We start from the raw sequence: 20,646 nt of genomic DNA, 5'->3' as shown, positions 1-20,646 counted from the left end.
AACGCAGCCGATCGACCACGATTACGATTTATATTTGAAGCCTCAGCAAATGATTCGGTTGCCAAGTGGACGGTCCATCCACCTTGTTTGTGTTGGGCAAGGATCACCCACGGTCATCTTCACCGCAGGGAATGGGTTCTGGTCGGACACTTGGCGAAAGATTCAGCCGAGAATTGGGAGCGCCACCAAAGCATGTGCTTGGGACAGGGCGGGATTCGGATTTAGCGACGCCAGTATCGACGCTCAGGACGTACTGAATACCACTAATGACCTTGATGAGACGTTGAAGGCCGCTGGCGTCAAAGGACCGTACGTAATGGTGGGCCACTCACTTGGGAGTAGTGAATCGCTGTTGTATAAGGATCGACATCCCGCGGCCGTCGTAGGAATGGTTCTCGTCGAGCCGGCTTTCCCCGATCAGTTCGATATCTATCGAAAGGAAACTCCATCTTACGCAAGAACGATAAGCGCCGAGACCGTAACCTTCGATCGTAAGAACGAGGAGTGTGTGGCCTACCTGCGTCAACCGGAAGCCGACCCATTTCACGCGGAGGCGCTGGGCTGTTATTCGATCCAACCTTTTGAACCTATTTCTCTCGCCTCGGAAATCGCCCGCCTTGACCGCACCCTGTCGCGCGCGATCAGTCGTGCGGGTTTCTATCGGAACATCGAAGCGGACGGTCGCATCATCCGAAACCCAACTCGAAATTACGGTAACATGCCTTTGGCAATCCTAATGGCGCGCGACGAAATCCCGTCCAATGCATCTGATCAGGATGCGATGAAGGTAGTCGGCATTTGGTTGAAGGCCCGCGAAGCGCTAGCGGCTCTTTCGACAAACGGAACAAACATGCTGGTTCCTGGCCGCAATCATTTCATCCAAGATGAAAATCCCGATCGTGTGATCGAGGCGATCAATACAGTGATCGCCGCCGCACGCTCGACCCACGAAGACCGAGATTCGCATTGCAGCGTCCGATGTCGACCATCGCATTGAGCGCGTGTTGAACATCGGCTTTGACCCGATAAGCGACGCCCAACAGCCTTCGGCTCTGCGTAAACCTGCCGTTCGTTCACCTCGTTTGCAAACGGGCATTTAATGTAAGGTCCAAGCCGCTGCGCCGCCAACGGTGTCGGAAAGATGAACCGGCAGACACCCCCTCCGGTTTCGAGTTGGACGAGTGGGCGTCTGACGCGATCAAATTGCGGTTATCCCGTTGTTATAGTGCGCATCCCGGTATGCCGTGCCATCGGCAAAGAAAATTCGGTCCTTGCATTTTACTTGCTGGACATCGCAACGGTAGCGCGGGGCGCAGGTCGAAGCAGCCATTACGCATATCGTATCAACGCGGCATCGGCGGGTGCTTTTTTAATGGTTGAGCACCGCGGCGTCGGAGCGGACGTCCCCTTGATCGTATCGTCGCGGATCGAGGTGTATGAGGATATTGGCTCCAGCCCATGATCTTCCGTCGCACTCGATGCGCTCGCACTGTAGCGCTCAGTCTTTGAGCTCCCGTTTCGAAGCCACCCGCCGTTTTGCGGATGACAAGATCGTACGGTGTCCCCGACGCTTCCGGACGAATGCGATCATCTGTATCGGCGAATCAGGCGCAAGATGGTTCAAAGCCCGTATTGAGGAGACGTCTGGACGATGCGACGGCCATCTCGTGGGAGAAACAGCGACTGCAGGATTCGCCCATTTCAGGCCTCTCGGAACCGTCGGTTCCGCCCTGGACCCTGCGCAAATCGAGGAACAGACATGACCGATACCACCCATGACATCGTCGATACCGCCGTCGCCGCAGGCTCCTTCACGACGTTGGTCGCCGCCGTAACGGCAGCGGGCTTGGTCGATACCCTCAAGGGCGACGGACCCTTCACTGTCTTTGCGCCGTCCGACGATGCCTTTGCAGCGCTACCCGCGGGCACGGTCGACGATCTGGTGAAGCCCGAGAACAAGGAGAAGCTCACCGCGATCCTGCTGCTCCACGTCCTCCCGGGCAAAGTGATGGCAGCCGATGTCGCGGGCCAGACGCTCGACCCGGCCACCGCGGGCGGCGGGACGGTCCATGTCGATGGCACCGACGGCGTCACCGTCGATGGCGCCAAGGTCGTCACCGCTGACATCGACTGCACGAACGGCGTGATCCACGTGATCGACACCGTGCTGCTCCCCAAGGGCTGATCCGTTACGCCAGCGACCCGGGAACGCGAAGCGCCCGGGTCGCTGGCAAGGATCGCTATCGAACCGAACTGGACGCCCCATGAAGACCCCCGGCATGAGCATCGGTATTGTCGGCGCGGGCATCGCCGGGCTCGCCTGTGCAGTGCGGCTCCAAGCGGCAGGGCATTCGGTCAAGCTGTTCGACAAGGGACGAGGTGCAGGCGGCCGCATGGCGACCCGGCGCGTCGCGTCACCCTGCGGCGACGTCGCCTTCGACCATGGCGCACAATTTTTCACGGCGCGCGACCCGCACTTTGCAGCGGCAGTGACCGGATGGGCGGCGCGCAAGATCGTGACACCCTGGCCCAGCGCGGGTGACGACGCGTGGGTGGGAACCCCGGCCATGAACGTCGTGGTAAAAGCGCTGGCTGAACCTTTGGCGGTGGAATGGAACGCCCACGTCGACGCGCTTCGTCGTAGCGACGGTTCGTGGTTCCTCGACTCGGTTTCCGACAAATCCTTCGACGCGGTGATCGTCGCCACCCCCGCCGAGCAAGCGGGCCCGTTGCTGGTGGCGCACGAACCGGCAATGGCCGCAATGGCGCAAGCCTGCCCGTCCGCGCCATGCTGGACCGCGATGGTGGCGTTCGGCGAGCGGATCGCCATTGCCGAGGACATCGTCCGCGACGCCGGCATCATCGGCTGGGCGGCGCGCAACAGCGGCAAACCGGGGCGCGGTGGCATCGAGGCGTGGGTGATCCACGCCACTGCCGACTGGTCGCGCGATCATCTCGAGGACGGCGAAACCCGCGTGGTCGATGCCCTGCTCGCGGCGCTCGCCGCCGAGGCGACGCAGCCGCTGCCCGCGCCCGTCGTGCGGATCGGCCATCGCTGGCGCTATGCCCGCGCGCGCGCCGTTCGGCATGGCGCGCTGTGGAACGACGCGACGCGGATCGGCGCGGTCGGCGACTGGCTGCTTGCCCCGCGGGTAGAGAGCGCGTGGCTGTCGGGACGGATGCTCGCTGGGCGGATCCTCTCGGCCAACCGCTAGGCGGGCATCCCCGCGACGATCCGCGGATCGACCGCATAATCGCGCGCGATTTCGCGCGCGGTCATCTTGGCCGACATCATCACCGAGGGCGTCCCCCCGCCCGGCTGCGTGCCCTGCCCGACCAAGTACAGGTTGGTGATATCCTCGCTGCGATTGTGCGGGCGAAAAAACGCGGTCTGCGTCAGCCGCGGCTCGACCCCGAAGCCGTTGCCGGCATAGGCGCCGAGCACCTGCTCGAAATAGTCGGGCGTGACGAAGCTGCGATAGACCAGCCGTTCGCGCAGGTTCGGGATGTAGCCGCGCTCGTCGAGGAAGGTCAGCACCTTCTGCGCGAACGCCTCGCCGACCGCGTCCCAATCCACGTCGCCGAGCGTGTTGGGCACCGGGATCAGCGTATAGGCGGCGTGGTGCCCCGGCGGCGCGAGGCTCGGGTCGGTCATCGTCGGGATGTGGAGATATTGCGAGAAGTCGTCGGCAAGGATTTTGCGCTCGAAGATATCGGTCAGCAATTCCTCGTAGCGCGGCCCGAGGATGATGTTGTGGTGCCGCAAATCGGGATCGCCGTCGCGCATCGCATAGCCGAAATAGATCACCATCAGCGACATGCTCTGCTTGCGGAACTTGACCACCGCGTCGCGGTTGATCCGCCGGTGCGGCTTGTCGATCAGCTTGAGATAGGTCGTCGCATAATCGCCGTTCGAGACGACGAGGTCGGCCGCCAGCGTCTCGCCGCTGGCAAGCGTGACGCCCGTCGCGACGCGCTTGCCGCCGCGCTTCTCGACCTCGATCCGCTCGACCTTGGCGTTGAGCTGCACCGTGCCGCCCAATTCCTCGAACTTGACGACCAGCGCGCGGACGAGCGCGCCCGTGCCGCCCATCGCGTAATGGACGCCCCAGGTCTTCTCGACGAAGTGGATCATCGCATAGATGGCGGGCACCTTGAGCGGATTGCCGCCGATCAGCAGCGGCTCGAAGCTGAACACCTGCCGCATCTTGTCGCTCTTGAAATAGGTCTTGATCAGCGAGAAGAGCGGCTGGACAGCACCGAGCTTCAGAAGGTCGGGTACGACCTTGAGCATCGATCCAAGGCTGCCGAAATAGGTATAGCCGAGCTCGAGAAAGCCGCGCTGGAAGATCGCGCGCGCCGCCTCGTGGAAGCGTTCATAGCCTTCGAGATCCTCGGGCGCGAGCCGCGCAATCTGTGCGCGGACGTTCACCGGATCGGCGTCGTAATCGAAGAAGGTGCCGTCGTCGAAATAGATCCGGTAGAAGGGCAGTACCGGCACGATGTCGAGATAGCGGCTGGTGTTGGGTCCGCCGCTGATCCCCGAGACGATGCGCTGTTCGGCCAGGACATGGGCCGGGAAATCGGGCGCGGCGAGCATCGCCACGTCGCGTTCGAGCGAGAACAGCTCCTCGATGAAATGCGGCACCGTCAGCACCGTCGGTCCCATGTCGAAGGTGAACCCCTCCGCGCGCCGCACGTAGGCACGCCCCCCGACATCGTCGAGTTGTTCGACGATACGGGTATCGAAGCCGAGGCTCTGCAGGCGGATCGCGCAGGCGATGCCGCCGATGCCAGAGCCGATCACGATGGCGCTACGTCGAGTCATACGATCAGGGTCTTCTCTTCACAGGAATCAGCGGCGGACAGCCGGCGATCGAGCCAGCGCGAGAGTAGCAAATGCGGCACCGCGACCGACGCCAGGAGCTGAAACGCTTGTGCCACGAATATCGGCGCAAAACGCGACGGCGCTAGTGATCGCACCGCCCACCAGCCGAGAATGGCGAGGCCTGACAGCAGCGCGCCGGTGCCAAGCCATCGCCCGAGCGTCATGTCGCGCAGCACGGCGCGGGTCTGCGCCAGATGCCGCGGCGAATGCAGGAAGACGAAGAACAGCGCGAAGCCCGCGACCGGCGGCAGGACCAGCAGCAGCGCGAAGCACAGCGCCATCGCCGCGGCCCAGTGTTGGCTCCCGTCGCGCCACGCCGCGGCAATCCCGACCGCGGTGACCAGCAACGCGACCGGCGCGGCGGCGGTGATGATCTGGGCGATTACTGCAGCGCGCGGATCGCTCATCGCGACGAACAGCGCCGACACCTCGGCGGGATGCCCGATCGTCGCCGCCGCGATCACCGCCGCGCCCGCGGCAAAGCGCAGCAGCGGCTCCTCGAGCATCTGCCAATCCTCGCCGAAATGGACCGAAGCGACCGCCAGGAAAAGCACCAGCGCCACCAGCGGCAGCGTCGTCCAGAGCAATACCATCAGCAGCGCGATCGTGGCATAGCCTCCGATTGCGAGACCGACGCCCGATCGGCCCAAGACGACCGACCGCCGCAACAGCGCGATGTCATACGCCCCGTGTGGCAGCCCGCCGCCGAGGAACACGAGCGTCGCCGCCGCCACCGCCGCCGGCTGCCCCAGCGGCACGCCGAGCAGCGCCACCCCGATCAGCGCAGTCGCTGCGATCCAATAGGCCGGGTACACGGCATCGCCGCGCCCCAAGGGGGTACGACGACGCGGTACTGTTGAGTGAAAGGTCAGCGCGGTCATGATATCAGGCGGCGTAGCCCTTATGCTCGTCGGCTTCGGCCTCGGACTTGCGGACCGCGATCAGGAAGATCAGGATTCCGAGCCCGGCCTTGGCGACGATGTCCGCGATCGTATAGCCGATCTGGATCGTCGTGGTCGCAGTGCTGCCGGTCAGCCCGGCATAGGGCGCCATATAGACGATCGGGTAGAAGCCCCATGACGCGAAGGTCAGCAAGCGGGCCTTGCGCACGAGTTCCTGCGCGCCGGCCGGCTGCTGCTTGATCGAAGCGCCGAGACCGCTGAACAACTCCCACACGATGTAGAGGAACGGGATCGCCGAGAGCGTGCCCCAGATCGCGCGCGTCGGAATGTCGCTGGCGATTTCACCGGGATAGCCGAGCACGATCATCAGCGCGGCGGCCGAGCCGAGGCGGATCGCCTTGGACGACGTTTCCTCGCGCGACAGCCGCATTACGAGCACGAGCTCGATCAGCAGCAACGGCACGGTCAACAGCCAGTCGACGTAGCGATACGCGTCGTTGAACGCGAAGCCCGTCGCGGTGACGACGCCGTTCCTGAAGACATAGGCCGCGTTCCAGCTCTCGAAGATCCGGAAGTAATGATAGGCGGCGATTCCGGTGACCAGCCCCGAAATGGTGAGCGCGGTGCGATAGGCCGGCGCGACCTGTCCGCGACTCAGCCAGAGAAAGGCGGTGGCGGCTCCCATCGCCGCGAAGGTGAAGGAGAAGGCATTGTAGACCAGTGAGAATTGGAAGGGCGTGACGATATCCATCGAAATCTCCGTCGCAGTGATCCGCGGCACGGTTGCACCGGGCAGGGAGCATGCGGGATGTCGCCAAACCAGAGTGCGACGGACCTGTAGCCCCCGGATATGTCGCCACAGCAGCACCAGATGGGCGAGGGTAAGCCCCGACCGCACACCGAATGGCTGAAGGCGTGCGGCCACGCCGCTGTGGCGACCTCGACGATCTAGGCTGGCACGGGTTTTCCGGCGATACGGGCTTTGGGCCGTAGCGCGATGGTCGGCCGCTAGAGGCCCGCTTCGACCGCGAGCCGGATGAGGTCTGCCGTCGTGTGCAGATCGAGCCGATTCATCAGGATCGCGCGGTGCATCTTGACGGTCTTTTCCGCCAGATTGAGCTCGGCGGCGATCTGCTTGTTGAGCAGGCCGTTCGCGACGAGCTTGAGCACCTGCCCCTGCCGCGGCGACAGCGCCTTTACCATCTCCGCCGCGCGGATGCGGCGCATGCTCGACGGCGTCGCCGCGGCCGAATCGATCTCGATCTGCGACCCAAGGAAATACAGCAACGCGTCGTTCTCGTCGTAGATCGGCGCGACCAGCACGGCGTTGCGGAACGGCTGGCCGCTGCGCTTGTAGTTCAGGATCTCGACCAGCACCGGGCGATGCTCGCGCACGCCGCGCCGGATCTCCTCGGTCAGCCACGGCTCGGTCGCCGGGCCCGACAGGAAGCGGCAGTTGCGCCCGACGACATCCTCGACCGGATAGCCGGTCAGCTCGCAGAACGCGGCGTTGCACGCGACGATCGGGTTGTCGGGCAATCGCGGATCGCTGATCACCGAGGGGATCGGGCTATCGGCGACCAGACGGAGATGACGGTCCCGGGTGGGAAGGAAATCCGCGTGTTGTGCCATGTCAGCTGCGAGTCCGATGCATATCGATCTGCATACCGGTCGTGCAACGGTGTGGCACTCGAATTGTTGACCATGAACCAGGAGCGGGAACCGCGGGTTCGCCGGTCTGATCTATCCGTCGCCGACCTGCGGCGTCGGGCGGCGTGCGGTGCGAGGGATTGATCGGTCAAGGGTTAGGCAGGGTAGCGATCAAGGCGCCAGCTGCGTGTCAGCGCAGCGTGCGACGACCCAGACGTGACCGCACGCCGCCTGCTTTTGATTCTCGATCTTGGTCATTCGTTCACCGGCATTTCGCCAACCCTAGATGCAGCCACTTTACCATTCCCGCTGTACCCCGCGGCGCTCATTTGACACCGTGGAGATAAGCGATGGGAGACTCCTCGTTAGATCCAGCTTTCCAAGAACTCCGCCGTTGGAACGAGGGCCGCGTGCTTGGCGCGCAGCGCGCACTGAAACCGCAGCAAGTTTGGGCAATTCGCTACTGGCTTGACCAGCACCGACGCCTGCGGGATCGAGCGCTCTTCGACTTCGCGATCGACAGCAAGCCGCGCGGTTGCGATGTTGTGAAAATTCGCATCGGCGACATCGTTGCCGGTGGCCGCATTCGGGGTCGCGCGATCGTGATCCAGCAAAAGACAAAGCGACCCGTTCAGTTCGAGATTGTTGAGCCTGCCCGTAAAACCTTGTTCGCCTGGCTCGCGCGCCGTGGCGGCACATTGAACGATTTCGTCTTTCCGAGCCGGAACGACTATATGGGGCACATGAGCACAAGGCAGTATGCCCGCCTCGTGCGCGAGTGGATCGTCGGCAGCGCGGCCGAACTAGGGGTGTTTCGAATTCGCTCGATATTCCCGTCGAACCGATCGGGTTCGAGGCTCACAAAACCATCGCGATTTGGCATTTTCAGTTTTGGAACGCTTAGCGCATCAAGCCGTGTGCCGGGCGGCACGATCCCATCGACCGATAGGAGATACGCGACTAGCCCATAGACTTCGGGGTTCGTGAGCGACTGCGGTTGGGTGAGCGGCATCGCCCGGCGCACATAATCGAAGATGGTTGTCGCATAGGGCCAATAGCTGGCGACGGTCTTGACCGGCTTGGCCGAGGTAAGCGAGCCCACCCCGCCCGTCAGCGGCCCCGCAATCCCGCCGCTTCCAGCGCTGCCGTGGCACGCCGCACATTTCGCGACGAAGGTTGCCCTGCCCTCTTCGACCGAGCCTGATCCGACGGGCAGTCCGACCCCGTCCGGCGCGATCGTGAGGTCCATCCGGGCGATCACTTCCGGCGACGCGGGTCGGCCGAGCCGGGTGCGTTCGACACCGCCGTCGCGCGACTGACAGGACCAGGCGGAACACAACACCATGCAGCATGCGGCAAAGATCATCTTACGCGTAGACATGGCGCACCTGTCCTCGCGCATCGACATGCCAGCTCTGGATCGCGTTGCTGTGATACCCCTGACCGGCGGCATATTTTGCCACCCAATCGGCCCGGCGCGGTTGCACGGCGCCGGTTTCGTCGGTGGCGCGGCTCATCAGCGCGTGCGGTCCGCCATCCCAGCGCCACGCGATCCGGAAGCGTGTCAGCGCCTTGGACAGTATCGGTTCCCCAAGCGCCGCCGCGGCCCAAGTCGCACCGCCATCGGCGGAAACGTCGACGCTGCGGACACGGCCGCGTCCTGACCAGGCGAGCCCGCTAATCTCGTGCACGCCGGGGCGATCACCGTCCCGCTCGCAACGCTCGCCTCGCCCATCGATCAATCCGGTACCTCAAGCGACGCGTTCAGGCGCATGCCGGTGCTCCGCCAGCGCAGCGGGGGCGTCTCGCAGAAGCGGGAGCAGCTGATCGCCCTGCCGCCGGATTTCGGAGAGATAGGGTGTATCGGACAGGACAAAGTGCGTGATGCCAAGCTCGCGATATTTGCGCAGCGAATTCGCCACATCTGCCGCCGATCCGACGAGCCACGTCGTTCCCGCACCGCCACCGCCATAGCGCCCAGGCGCGGTGTAAAGATTGTCGTCCAGGACTTCGCCGCGCGTGTGGAGATCGAGCAGGCGTTGCTGGCCGACTGCAGGCGAACGGCGATGCTGATCCAACTGGCCATGTTGCGCCGCCATCGCATCGACCTTCGCCTCAGCGTCGGCCCAAGCCTGCTCGGTCGTGTCGCGGACGAGCGTGGTGATGCGCAGCCCGAACTCAAGCGATGGCAGGTCGCGGTCGAGGTCGCGGCTCAGGCGCTTCAGCCGTGCGATCCGATCGCCGACGCCATCGAGCGGTTCGCCCCAGAAGAGCTGTACATCGGCATCGGTCGCCGCGACCCGCTCGGCCGCTTCCGATGCGCCACCGAAATACAGCCGGGGATGCAGGCGCGCGCCACGCCGCGTGATGCGTGGCACCACGGTCGACCCCTTCACCTGGAAATGCGCACCGTCGAACGTGACATCCTCTTGCGTCCATAGCCGCCGGACGAGCCGCATGAACTCCTTGGTGCGCGCATAGCGATGCGCCTGATCGCCCTCACTGTCGCCATAAGCGGCAAGATTGTCCTGGCCCGAAACGATGTTGATGCGGACCCGCCCGCCGGAAAGCTCATCCAACGTCGCGGCGGCGGACGCGAAATTGGCCGGTCGCCAATAGCCGGGCCGGATTGCGATCAGCGGCTCAAAGGTCGTGGTACGCGCGGTCAGCGCGGCGGCGACCGTAAACGTGTCGGGCCGCCCCCAACCTGTGCCGATCAACGCGCCGTCCCAGCCATGCTGCTCAAGCGCCTCTGCGTGCTGGGAAAGCGTCGCCAGGCTCCAGGAATTCGCGTCGCTCGCGTCGCCGCGATGCCCGCCTTCGACCTGATTGGGGATGTACCAGAGAAATTCAGAAGCGTTTGCCATAAGAACTCCGAGACTAGGGTGCGCAAAAGACGTGGGCAGCCGAGGCTATTTCAGCGCGAAGCCGAGGTGGTTGAGGACGTCGCGCAACACGTCGCGACCAGCGAGCGACTCCGCGCCGCGCACGCGTTGCGATGCCTGCTCGGTCCAGTCGCGCTCCGGCATGGCCTGTTCGCGCTGGAAGCTGCGCAGGCGGTGATCATAGGCCGTGACCGCCGCTGGCGCGTCCGCCTGGCCATAGGTTTCGCGGAACAGCACTGCCTCCTGCGGAAGGCGTGGTTTCACCGATGCAGGCGCGGCAGGATCGGGGACACCGACCGTCAGACCAAACAGCGCGAAGGACTGTGGCGGCAGGCCGAGTTCGGCCGCGACCTCAGCGGGCTTGTTGCGGATGCCCCCGATATAGCAGGTGCCAAGCCCGATCGATTCGAGCGCCACGACCGCGTTCTGCGCCGCAAGCGAGGTATCGACCGCGCCGAGCAGGAAACTTTCGAGATAGTGCAGCGCCGCTGCCGGCGTGCCGACGTGCGCGCCGATCCGGGTCAGGCGGTTGTGATCGACGATCCAGAGGAGAAACAGCGGTGCTTGGAGGATTTGCTTCTGGTTGCCCGCAAGTGCGGCGAGCCGCGCCTTGCGCGCAGGATCCGCGACCGCGACCACACTCCATGGCTGGAGGTTTGAGGAACTCGCAGCGGACTGCGCCGCGGCGACCGCGAGCTCGATCGCGCCATCCGGCACCGCTTCCGCCGTGTAAGCCCGCACCGAGCGATGCGCGAGCAGTGTGTCGAGCGTTGCGTTCCACGCAACGTCCAGCTCGAGCTCCGCGCGGTAACGATCATACAGCAACGCGCCGAGACGTTCGCCTTCGTCGGTCTGCGGATATGCCAGTTCCGAATTGCTCATGCAGCCTTCTCGCTTTCGAGCTTGGGGGTTCCGACTTGCGTCACGAGCGGATGCCGGTCTTCGTGATAGTCCGCGGGCGCTTCGGCGACGCCGAGCAGACGGTGAAGCAGCGCGCGCAACTCGGCGATGCGCTCGCGCCGCGCGATGCCGCTGTCCGGCAGATCGACCGGCAAATCGGCGACAAGCCGTCCGCCGTCGAGCAGGATGATCCGGTCGGCGAGCAGGATCGCTTCGTCGATGTCGTGCGTGACCAGCAGGACCGCGGGATCGTACACATCGGAAAGCCGCCGCAGCAGCGCGTGCATCTGGATACGGGTCAGCGCATCGAGCGCGCCGAACGGCTCGTCCGCCAGCAACAGATCGGGTTCGCGAACCAATGCCCGCGCCAGCGCCACGCGTTGTTGCTCGCCGCCCGACAGTTCATGCGGCCAAGCCCGCTCGCGCCCGGCAAGGCCGACTTCGGCGAGCGCGGCGCGCCCTTTCTCGCGCTGCTCGCGCCCCGAAACGCCCAGCAGGACATTGTCCAGAACACGCATCCACGGCAGCAGCGCGCGTCCTGGAAGATGACCGACAGGCGCTCGGGCAATTCGATTTCGCCTGCCCCTTCGGCTTCATGATCAATCTCGGCAAGCGCGCGCAGCAACGTGCTCTTGCCCGATCCGCTGCGACCGAGCAGCGCGACGAATTCGCCCGGCGCAATGTCGAGATCGATTCCGTTGAGCACGCCCTTGCTGGTGAAGGTGCGCACAAGGCCGCGAATCCGGACCGCGGGCGGATCGGCGCGCGCGCTCATCGGCCAAACGTCCTGCGCCAGCTGAGCAGGCGCCGTTCGACTTGCCGCACCACCGCATCCGAGCCAAAGCCGAGCAATGCGTAGACGACGAGCCCGACCAACATCACATCGGTCTGCGCATAATTGCGAGCGAGCGTGACCATATAGCCAATGCCGCTGGTGGCATTGAGCTGCTCGACCACGACCAGCGCGAGCCAAGACGACGTGACCGCGAAGCGCAGACCGGTGAGAAATCCCGGCAGCGCGCCCGGCACGACGACGGAGCGCAGGAACTGCCAGCGGGTCAGCCGCACGGTTTCAGCCAGTTCGACGAAGCGGATGTCGATCGCACGCAGCGCGTTGTGCGTGTTGATATAGACCGGGAAGAAGACAGCGGTGGCGATCAGCGTGATCTTCATCGTCTCGCCGATCCCGAGCCACAGGATCATGAAGGGGATCAGCGCGAGAATCGGGACGCCGCGTTTGATCTGCACCAGTCCGTCGATGACGTAGCCACCGAGCAGCGACAGGCCGGAAAGCAGGGCGAGCGCAACGCCCGCCGCAACACCGAAGCCAAGGCCGGTCATCGCCCGCCAAGTCGAGATTGCGAGATTCTCTTGCAGCCGCCCCTCGCGAATCAGGTCGATCGCGGTGGTGACCGCGGTCCAGGGCGGCGGTAGGACGCGCGGGTCGAGCCACCCCGTCACCGACAGGATCGACCAATAGAGCAGCAGTAAGGCTGGTCCTAACAGGACACCGTGTCGAGCAGGCTTGCCAAGGCTGAGCCGCTGACTCGGCTGGCGACGCTGGTGCGCTGCGTCCGCCGACGGCGCCTCTGTCTTGGCCAGCGGTGCATGGAGCCCTTGCGAATACGCATTCATGGCTGACGTCCCTGTGCGGATGCGGCGCCGTCTCCGGCGATACTCTCGAAGCGGCGGTCGAAGAGCGTCGTCGCGTCGAGGCGGGGGTGCTTCGTCTCGGGGCCGAGCGTATCGACGGCGGCCTGCTGATAAGCGATCGCCTCGCCCCACCTGCGCGGCACCGAAAATCCGCTGTTATATGCCGCCATCACGCGGGCGTCGGCGATCGGAAGCCCGCGCTTCCCGGCGAAATATCCGCGCGCAAGGTCTTCCGGATGCGAGCTGATCCACGCCTGGGCAAGGCCCCAATACCGAACGAAGACGCGCAGCGCCGCCGTCTTCCCCGCATCCGCGAGCACCGTCTCGGGCACATAGATGCTGCCGCCATCGTCACGGAAGGCTGGGTGCTTGAGGATGCGCGCGCCCCGCGCCCCGAAATCGCGGATATAGCGTTGTGCGACGAGATCGTCCCGGATCGGCGCGGCATCGATCGCGCCGGACGCGAGTGCGTTGGAATAGACGTCGCCGCCGATGCTCGAAGGCAGTTCGACGAGCGTTACGTCCTCGCGGCGGATGCCCACCGCTTTCAGCGTTTCGATGACGACCTGCGCCTGGACCTGGCTCGGGCTGAATGCGATCCGCTTGCCGCGCAGATCCGCCAAGGTCGTTATGTTCGCTTTCGGGGCGATGCCGAACACATAGGCCTGACGGCGCGCGCGATCGGCATATTCGCGAAAGCCGACGATGCGCACTGGGATCCCCATCCATACCGCGTGAATCGGGGGAACGCTCGCGCCAAAGCCGACATCCAGCACGCCGGCATGGAAGGCCTCGGTCACATCCGGCCCGCCGGTGATTTCCGCCCATTCGATGCGGAACGGCAGTTTCTTGTCCCAGCCATTATGCTCGAACACCCAGCGCGTGACCGGATCGCCGACGCGCAGCACGACACCGGGCGGGACGCGATCGGGCAGCGGCATGGCGAACGAAACGGCCGTTTTAGCCTCCGCCGCCCGGCGCGCCGGCGCGAAGACGAAGAGCAGCGCAATCGACACGACCACGAATGTCGCGAGCGCTGTCGACCCTTTGGGCCAGCGAGAGGCAGCGCGGGCCGTCACGCCAGTGCGGGTTCCGCCGGTATCAGCTTCATCTGATCGGCGGGGTAGCGATCCCCGATCGTGGCGCCGCGCGGGAACGCGGCCTCGAGCTCCTCGATCGTTCCTTCGTCGAAGCGGATGTCGCCAGCCGCCCAATTCTCTTCGAGATGGCGGATATGCCGTGTGCCGGGGATCGGCACGACATGCTTTGAGAGCACCCAAGCCAGGCTCACCTGTGCCGGGGTGACGCGGAGCCGCTCCGCCACATCCTCGATCGTGCGGCGGCGCCGACTATTGGCGGCGACCGCGTCCGACGCAAAGCGCGGGTGGATATTGCGGCGATCGTTCCCCTCGACCGGACCGGCCCCTGCCAGAAACCCACGTCCGAGCGGACTGTAGGCAACAAAGCCGATGCCGAGTTCACGCGCGGTGGGAAGGATCTCTACCTCGACCTCGCGGGTCCAGAGCGAATATTCACTCTGCAGCGCGCTCAGCGGGGTGACGGCATGCGCTGCGCGGATCTGCGCGGCACTGGCTTCGGAGACCCCCACCCCCCCGATCTTGCCCTCATCGCGGAGCTGGCCGAGTTCCCCGACCGACTCCTCGATCGGCGTCTCGGGATCGACACGGTGCAGGTAATAGAGATCGATCTGCTCGACCTTCAGCCGGCGCAGACTGGCTTCGACTGCATCGCGCGCCGAAACGCGATGGCCCGTGCCGCCCTGACGATGCGTAAACTTGCTCGCGATGACCAACCCGTCGCGCCGACCCGCGATCGCGCGGCCGAGCAACTCCTCGTTATGGCCGTTGCCATACCCCGTGGCGGTATCGAAGAAGGTGACGCCAAGGTCGATTGCGCGCTGGAGTGTGCGAACGGACTCCGCCTCGTCGGCCTGACCATAGACATGCGAAAGGCCCATCGCGCCAAAGCCCTGCGGGCTTACGTGTAGCGTTCCGATCACAGCCAAGTCGCGTCTCCTTTTCCGTGTTGACCCATCTTGGATCGATGTCCGGCCGGCCGCGATTTAGAAAAACTACGCGCGCAGTCACATTTCCTACCTGTTCAATGGGAATTATCCGGTCGCACAATCCTATCGATTCGATAGGAATTGAATTGGGGGGGTAAGTGCATGAGCCGTTTTGGTTCGATCCGCGTACTGTTGACGACCGTATCCGTGCTCGCGCTGCCCTCGCTCGCGTGGGCGAAAGACGAGCCGAGCGCCACTGGCGAGCGCAGCGCCCCCGACGCCAGCGATGATCAGACCGACGTGGTGGTGACCGCGCGTCGTCGCGCCGAGAACATCAAGGACGTTCCGATCTCGGTGCAGGCGATCAGCGGTGAAACGCTGCAGCGCAAAGGCACGATCGATCTTCAGAGCCTGATCGACCAGACCCCCGGACTGAATTCGACCGGCGGCAACCCGCGCAATTTCTCGGTAACGATCCGCGGCATCGGCTATGCGCCGACGGCGGCGGACGGCCTCGACAATGCGATCGGCGTCTATTTCGATGGCGTCTATCAGGCACGGCCGGGCCAGGTCCTGCAGGATCTGGTCGACGTTCAGAGTTTCGAAGTGCTGCGCGGCCCGCAGGGCACGCTGTTCGGCCGCAACGCGGCGGCGGGCGCGCTGAACATCACCTTCAACAAGCCGAGTTTCACCCCCAGCCAGACATACGAAATCTCATACGGCCGCTATAATTTCGCGCAGGCCAAGGCGATCGTCACCGGCCCGCTAAGCGATACGATCGCGTTTCGCACGGTAGCGTACGGCACGCGGTCCGATGGTTGGATCGCCACGCCGTTCAGGCCGGCGTTTCGCGACGCGGCGCAACAGAAAAACATCTACGCCCCGACCGCGACCGGCGACAGCACGACCGCGGGCACAGGACGCTGGGGTATTCGCCAGCAATTCCTGATCAACGCCGGCGACCTGAAGGTCAACCTTGCCGGCGACATCAACGTGGAGAATGACAGCTCGTCGGGTTTCAGCTCCGGCGGCGGCATCAGCGAAATCTTCGGCCCCGGCAATTGGGGCATCAACACGACGGCGGCGCAACAGGCGAGAGTGACGATCGCCCGGAGCGCACTCAGCCAGCTCACCAATTTCGGCGGCGTGCAGAATTGGAACCTGACCGTCGATCCCCGAACGAATATCACCAACAATTTCAACCAGACGAAAACCACGAACGCGGGTCTTTCCGCCACAATCGACTATGACTTCAGCTGGGCGACGCTGACCTCGATCTCCGCGTGGCGACGCTGGTCGTTCAATCCACCACAGGACAGCGACACCTCACCGCTCGACATTTATCAGAATGTGGCGATCAGCAAGAGCAACCAGTTCAGCCAGGAATTTCGACTGGCCTCCAAGCGCCGCGGCCCGATCGAATGGCAGGTGGGGGCGTTCTTATACTATTCGAAGCTGAAGGATCACTATGTCATCCATCAGTACGGCGCCGACGTAATTCCCTGGTACAACGCCTATAACCGTCTGGCCAACCCGGCGTTCACCCCCATCCCGCTTTCCTTCCGATCGCAACTCACCGGCGTGCAGATCATCGAAGACACCACCGTCGAGAACAGGAATGCGGCGGTCTATGGTCAGGGCACCTGGCACATCACGAAGGCATTGGATCTAACCGGAGGGCTGCGATATACGTACGATCGCAAGAACGGCGCCAGCCCCGTCGATACCAGCCAGTTGCCGACCGTGTTACCGGCCGGAGTGACCACGGCTCAGCTCGCCGCTTTCTATAATGCGATCGACGCGGTTCAGCGAAATTCGGGCGTGGCCTATACGCTGCCCGGCTATCCGACCGCTGTCACCGGTGCCGGCTATACGCTTGGCAGGAGGACCTCGAACGACAATGTGTCGGGCACGGCCAGCCTGTCGTATAAGATCACCCCCAATGTCACGGCCTATATAACCTATGCGACCGGCTTTCAGGCTGGCGGGCTCGATCTCAACAACCGTGCGCTCGATCCGACAGCCCCGAACGTCCAGCCAACGAAAACAAAAAACTTCGAAGCAGGCATCAAGGCCGCTATATTCGACCGGCGCCTGACGCTGGCACTCGCCGCCTACCAGGAGAAGCTCGAGGGGTTTCAGACCTCGATCTCGTACACCTTGCCCAACGGCACCGCGCAAAGAGGCGCGACCAACGTAGGGGACATCCGCGCGCGCGGCTTCGAATGGAGCGTGGCCGCAAATCTGGGGTCGGGGATCCGGTTGACCTTCGATGGCAATTACAATGATGCGATCTACACCCGGGCGCCCTCACTCCCTGCCCCAGCTGAATTGAGCTACAATGGTATTGCGACGATCGACGCCACGGGACAGCGCGCGCCCTATTCGCCCGAATGGGCCCTATCCGTGACACCGTCCTGGGACTTCAAGATCGGGCAACGCTCCGAATTCTACAGTTATGCGCAATATTCCTACACGACCTCGTATGGAACGGGCGTGACCCAATCGATCTACACACTGGTCCCGAACCAATTCAATCTCAACCTGCGTGCCGGGTTGCGGCTGAAGGACGGGCAATATGACATCTCGGTCTATGCGAACAATGCGACGAACGAGCGCAACATCATCTCGCAAGCCCTGCTCGCGGCGCCATCGGGCGCCGGCGTGACGGCCTACCTCGGCCGGACCGTCAACTACAACCAGCCTGCCCGCTATGGTGTGACGCTTAGGGCAAAGTACTGAATCGAACTAAGGTTGAGACGATCTCGTGAGAACTGTGCCGCCTCTGGAGCAAATTGAGTCCGCCTCAGCGACCGAGGTGATCATATGACCCCACGCGGGAACTCTATCGGTGGCGCTCATGAGTGAAGCCAACTCCAGGAGGCGCGCGTCTCGGAACGCCACACGCTGGCGCAATCGCCTCCCCTTGTCACATTATGACCTGCGTCCGCGCTCAAAGGGCGTGCACTACGTCCTCATGAATCCTCTCGACGATGTCGCGGAGCGTCATATTGAGCCCATCGATCGTTTTGGAATCGTCGGCGGGGATCATCGCGACGTCAAGGCTACAGCGGATCGGATCTTTGAGCATGGAACGCTGCTTTGATTGGGCGGCGCGGCTCCTGTCGGATTGCAGGGCGCGTTCCGCGTCCGGTCGGATCGCCTATCACGACCCGACCGTATTTAGCCCTGATAAAGCCATCTCTGGCTCCCGCTCTTGCCCTTTCGTTCAGAATGCCCCGCCGTCGCGCTGCCCGTGAGCGTTGATCGGACCAAAAGGTACATCCCCGCGTATCGTGACCCGTTCCATCCGTCGGCGGGCCGGCCAGTAATCCGCGACCGGATAATGCTGCGTCGCCCGATTGTCCCAGATGGCGACCGCGTTGGGCGTCCACCGGAACCGAACCTGATATTCCGGCACCTTGAACCGCTCGAGCAGATCCGCGAGCAGCTCCGCGCTCTCGGCGTCGTCCATACCGTCGATCCGGCTGGTGAAGCTCGCATTGACGAACAGCACCCGCTCGCCCGTTTCAGGATGCATGCGCACAATGGGATGGTGCTGCGACGGAAACTCGGCGGCGATCGCGGCGCGTCGATCGGGCGCGACGCGGTCGCCGAAGTCGAACAACAGATCGTGCGTCGCGGTGCGCCCCTCGATCTTCGCCTTCACCGCATCGGGTAGCCCGGCATAGACCGCGGCGGCATCGGCCCAGAGCGTGTCGCCACCGATCGCCGGAATGTCGCGCGCCCGCAACACCGCCCCCATCGAGGGCGCCGCGCGGAACGTCACATCGGCATGCCACTTGTCGAGCGTCTGGAACCGATGGTTGCCCGCGCTGTCCTCGACGCGACCCTCCGATCCTTGGATATCGAGAATTTCGGGATAGCCCGGCACATGCTTGATGACCGGATGCCCTTCGAGATCGCCCCAAACGCGGGCCAGCGCGAGATGCTGGTCGTGGTCGAGATCGAGGTCGCGAAAGAACAGGACCTTGTGCCGCAGCAAAAGCCCGCGCAGCGCCGCCGCCAGGTCTGCCGCGATCGCTCCGTCGATGCGCAACCCGGCGACCTCCGCGCCCAGCACAGGACCGCACGGCGCGACGGATAGACCTACGGCAGCTATCGCAGTCGCCGAAACCCGTGTTTCCCGTTCGATATCAGCCACAGCAATCCTCCAACGACAATCAGCACACCGAGCCGCGCGAGCTCGGCCGAAGCAGCAACCAGCAGTGCACCGCATGCCGCGATGACGCAGGTGGCGATGCCCACGCCCAGCGGCAAGCCAAAGCGCGCGTCCGGCGCATCGTGCTGGCGTCGAAGACGCAGCAGCGCCGCCGCGCAGCCCATGAAGATCAGCAGGCGCGAAGCGCTCGACGCAGCGATCGTGGTGACGAAATCCCCGCCCAGCGCGAGCACGATCGCGACAGTCCCAGTTGTCAGGATCGCGATGTCGAGCGTGCGTCGGCGCGGCGCGAGCCGCCCGAACAGCGTGGGCAGTTGTCCGCCCTCCGACAGCGCCAGGATGAGGCGCGGCGCCGTGATCCAATGGCTGACCAGCGTACCAAGCACACACGGTCCGGAAACAGGGTGTCGAAAAGCCGATCGATGCCATATCGACGAGTCACGACACACTCCATCTTTGGCGCGTGCCCTCTTCAAACCGGAGGCCCTCTCGCGCCGAGTCCCGTACCGCTGCGACGCTACCCAAAGGCGCACGATGTCGAAGACACCAACGCTCTGTCCGAAATTGCCGCGAACAGTTCAAAATGCGGGCAGCACCGCACCGTGATAATGGTCGATGATGAAGCGTCGCGTCGCCGGGCTGCGCAATGCGGCGATCAGCTTGACGACGCGCGGATCCTTGTCGCCGCCCGGGCGGCCGACGAGAAAGTTGACGTAAGGCGATTTCGCATCCTCGATCAGCAGCGCATCACGGACGGGATTGAGCTTGGCGTCCAGCGCGTAATTGGTGTTGATCAGCGCCAGATCGACTTGATCGAGCACGCGCGGCAGCGTGGCCGCCTCGAGCTCCTTAAATTGCAGACCCTTGGGATTGGCAAGCACGTCGCGCAGCGTCGCCATGGGTTGGCGGGATCGCGCAGCCCGATCAACCCCGCCTTCTGCAACAGCAAGAGCGAGCGCCCACCGTTGCTAGGCTCGTTCGGAATGGCCACCGTCGCACCCTGCGGCAACGGCGCCAGGCTTTTTACCTTGCGTGAATAGCCGCCGAGCGGTTCGACATGGACGCCGGCGAAGGCGATCGATTTGGTGCCGCGCGACGTGTTGAATTGGTCGAGATAGGGCTTGGTCTCGAAATAGTTAACGTCAATCTGCTTTTGGACGACTTGCAGATTGGGCTGCACATAATCGCTGAACACGCGGATCTGCAGATCGACCGCGCCCGACCGAACCATTGGTGTTGAGCAGCGCCGAGGTGTGCGCACGCACGCCGTTGATCAGCACGAGCGTCTGGTCGGGCGACAGGCCGCGCAGCGTCGCCGGGCGGATCGAATCGGTGCCGTCGACCGCCGCGGAGCGCGGGAAGTCGATCGACGGGACGATCGCGGCGAGCGAGGCGCCGATCTCGGTCGTGCCCTGATGCTGCAGGCTGGCGGCGCTGAGCACGTCGATCGGCGAGCTGCTGTCGAGCCGCGACCGGCCGCGACCGCGCGTGCCCGTGATGACGATGTCGGCGCCTTCAGCCGGCGTTTGCGAAGCTGCGGTTTCCTCTGAGGGTCCCCC

The 20,646-nt window shown here is 64.1% G+C and carries 19 protein-coding genes and 4 pseudogenes; 5 read left to right on the top strand and 18 right to left on the bottom strand.

Going from position 1 to position 20,646, the window contains the following annotated elements; genetic code table 11:
- The 3 genes from RH90_RS22450 to RH90_RS01765 form a co-directional block, all read left to right on the top strand.
- A partial coding sequence (locus RH90_RS22450) for an alpha/beta fold hydrolase (protein ID WP_198283381.1) occupies positions 1-997 on the top strand: 997 nt, incomplete at its 5' end.
- 762 nt (positions 998-1,759) lie between these two features.
- The gene (locus tag RH90_RS01770; protein WP_010183497.1) at positions 1,760-2,185 is read left to right on the top strand and encodes a fasciclin domain-containing protein; all 426 of its coding nucleotides are present in this window, start codon (positions 1,760-1,762) and stop codon (positions 2,183-2,185) included.
- Between the two features lie 94 nt (positions 2,186-2,279).
- Positions 2,280-3,215 (top strand): NAD(P)/FAD-dependent oxidoreductase, encoded by a 936-nt coding sequence (locus tag RH90_RS01765; RefSeq protein WP_010183496.1) that lies wholly within the window; start codon positions 2,280-2,282, stop codon positions 3,213-3,215.
- Here the strand turns inward: RH90_RS01765 and crtI are convergent.
- The 4 genes from crtI to RH90_RS01745 form a co-directional block, all read right to left on the bottom strand.
- Positions 3,212-4,828, bottom strand: coding sequence for a phytoene desaturase family protein (gene crtI / locus RH90_RS01760; protein ID WP_010183495.1), 1,617 nt, complete (start codon positions 4,826-4,828; stop codon positions 3,212-3,214). The genes RH90_RS01765 and crtI overlap by 4 nt on opposite strands.
- On the bottom strand, positions 4,825-5,703 hold the full coding sequence (locus tag RH90_RS01755) for a Brp/Blh family beta-carotene 15,15'-dioxygenase (RefSeq protein WP_232280283.1): 879 nt from the start codon (positions 5,701-5,703) through the stop codon (positions 4,825-4,827). The genes crtI and RH90_RS01755 overlap by 4 nt, the downstream gene beginning before the upstream one ends.
- Positions 5,704-5,773: 70 nt before the next feature.
- Positions 5,774-6,541, bottom strand: coding sequence for a bacteriorhodopsin-like (locus RH90_RS01750; protein ID WP_010183493.1), 768 nt, complete (start codon positions 6,539-6,541; stop codon positions 5,774-5,776).
- Between the two features lie 257 nt (positions 6,542-6,798).
- Positions 6,799-7,422, bottom strand: coding sequence for a LuxR C-terminal-related transcriptional regulator (locus RH90_RS01745; RefSeq protein ID WP_010183492.1), 624 nt, complete (start codon positions 7,420-7,422; stop codon positions 6,799-6,801).
- Positions 7,423-7,790: 368 nt separating this feature from the next.
- Here RH90_RS01745 and RH90_RS24180 point away from each other — a divergent pair, with 368 nt between their 5' ends.
- Positions 7,791-8,411 (top strand): tyrosine-type recombinase/integrase, encoded by a 621-nt coding sequence (locus tag RH90_RS24180; RefSeq protein ID WP_010183491.1) that lies wholly within the window; start codon positions 7,791-7,793, stop codon positions 8,409-8,411.
- A gap of 29 nt (positions 8,412-8,440) precedes the next feature.
- Here RH90_RS24180 and RH90_RS24730 read toward each other — a convergent pair.
- From RH90_RS24730 to RH90_RS01700, 9 genes and pseudogenes are all read right to left on the bottom strand, one after another.
- Positions 8,441-8,689, bottom strand: a pseudogene (locus tag RH90_RS24730) (c-type cytochrome); the annotation flags it as partial.
- Between the two features lie 118 nt (positions 8,690-8,807).
- Positions 8,808-9,131: a sulfite oxidase SoxC gene (locus RH90_RS01730; RefSeq protein ID WP_010183489.1), complete on the bottom strand. Its 324-nt coding sequence runs from the start codon at positions 9,129-9,131 to the stop codon at positions 8,808-8,810.
- Between the two features lie 60 nt (positions 9,132-9,191).
- On the bottom strand, positions 9,192-10,307 hold the full coding sequence (locus RH90_RS01725) for an LLM class flavin-dependent oxidoreductase (protein WP_010183488.1): 1,116 nt from the start codon (positions 10,305-10,307) through the stop codon (positions 9,192-9,194).
- A 45-nt stretch (positions 10,308-10,352) separates the two neighbouring features.
- Entirely contained in the window at positions 10,353-11,207 is an 855-nt protein-coding gene (locus tag RH90_RS01720; protein WP_010183487.1) for an NADPH-dependent oxidoreductase, read from the bottom strand.
- A complete protein-coding gene (locus RH90_RS01715) occupies positions 11,204-11,743 on the bottom strand; it encodes an ABC transporter ATP-binding protein (RefSeq protein ID WP_332306556.1) in 540 nt (179 codons plus the stop codon). The genes RH90_RS01720 and RH90_RS01715 overlap by 4 nt, the downstream gene beginning before the upstream one ends.
- Before the next feature lie 113 nt (positions 11,744-11,856).
- Positions 11,857-12,000: pseudogene (locus RH90_RS24685) on the bottom strand (ABC transporter); the annotation flags it as partial.
- Entirely contained in the window at positions 11,997-12,860 is an 864-nt protein-coding gene (locus RH90_RS01710) for an ABC transporter permease (protein ID WP_010183486.1), read from the bottom strand. The pseudogene RH90_RS24685 and the gene RH90_RS01710, both read right to left, overlap by 4 nt.
- Positions 12,857-13,900 (bottom strand): ABC transporter substrate-binding protein, encoded by a 1,044-nt coding sequence (locus tag RH90_RS01705; RefSeq protein WP_232280282.1) that lies wholly within the window; start codon positions 13,898-13,900, stop codon positions 12,857-12,859. Before RH90_RS01705 ends, RH90_RS01710 begins: the two co-directional genes overlap by 4 nt.
- A 53-nt stretch (positions 13,901-13,953) precedes the next feature.
- The gene (locus RH90_RS01700; protein WP_010183484.1) at positions 13,954-14,904 is read right to left on the bottom strand and encodes an aldo/keto reductase; all 951 of its coding nucleotides are present in this window, start codon (positions 14,902-14,904) and stop codon (positions 13,954-13,956) included.
- Positions 14,905-15,066: 162 nt separating this feature from the next.
- On the opposite strand from RH90_RS01700, the gene RH90_RS01695 reads away from it, so the two are divergent.
- A complete protein-coding gene (locus RH90_RS01695) occupies positions 15,067-17,646 on the top strand; it encodes a TonB-dependent receptor (RefSeq protein WP_010183483.1) in 2,580 nt (859 codons plus the stop codon).
- Positions 17,647-17,857: 211 nt separating this feature from the next.
- Here the strand turns inward: RH90_RS01695 and RH90_RS23280 are convergent, their stop codons facing one another.
- From RH90_RS23280 to RH90_RS22440, 5 genes and pseudogenes are all read right to left on the bottom strand, one after another.
- Positions 17,858-17,995, bottom strand: a complete 138-nt coding sequence (locus tag RH90_RS23280) for a hypothetical protein (RefSeq protein WP_157134499.1) — start codon at positions 17,993-17,995, stop codon at positions 17,858-17,860.
- 138 nt (positions 17,996-18,133) lie between these two features.
- Positions 18,134-19,069, bottom strand: a complete 936-nt coding sequence (locus tag RH90_RS01690) for a TauD/TfdA dioxygenase family protein (RefSeq protein WP_051124605.1) — start codon at positions 19,067-19,069, stop codon at positions 18,134-18,136.
- Positions 19,024-19,473 carry an APC family permease gene (locus RH90_RS23275; protein WP_010183481.1) on the bottom strand — a complete coding sequence of 150 codons (450 nt, stop codon included), beginning with the start codon at positions 19,471-19,473 and terminating at the stop codon, positions 19,024-19,026. The genes RH90_RS01690 and RH90_RS23275 overlap by 46 nt, the downstream gene beginning before the upstream one ends.
- A gap of 192 nt (positions 19,474-19,665) precedes the next feature.
- A pseudogene (locus tag RH90_RS01680) lies at positions 19,666-20,318 on the bottom strand (MetQ/NlpA family ABC transporter substrate-binding protein).
- Positions 20,290-20,646: pseudogene (locus tag RH90_RS22440) on the bottom strand (TonB-dependent receptor plug domain-containing protein); the annotation flags it as partial. The pseudogenes RH90_RS22440 and RH90_RS01680, both read right to left, overlap by 29 nt.

It is taken from the genome of Sphingomonas sp. PAMC 26605 (assembly GCF_000241485.1).
Taxonomy (GTDB): Bacteria; Pseudomonadota; Alphaproteobacteria; order Sphingomonadales; family Sphingomonadaceae; genus Sphingomonas.
This window is presented reverse-complemented; position numbering and strand designations above follow the sequence as displayed.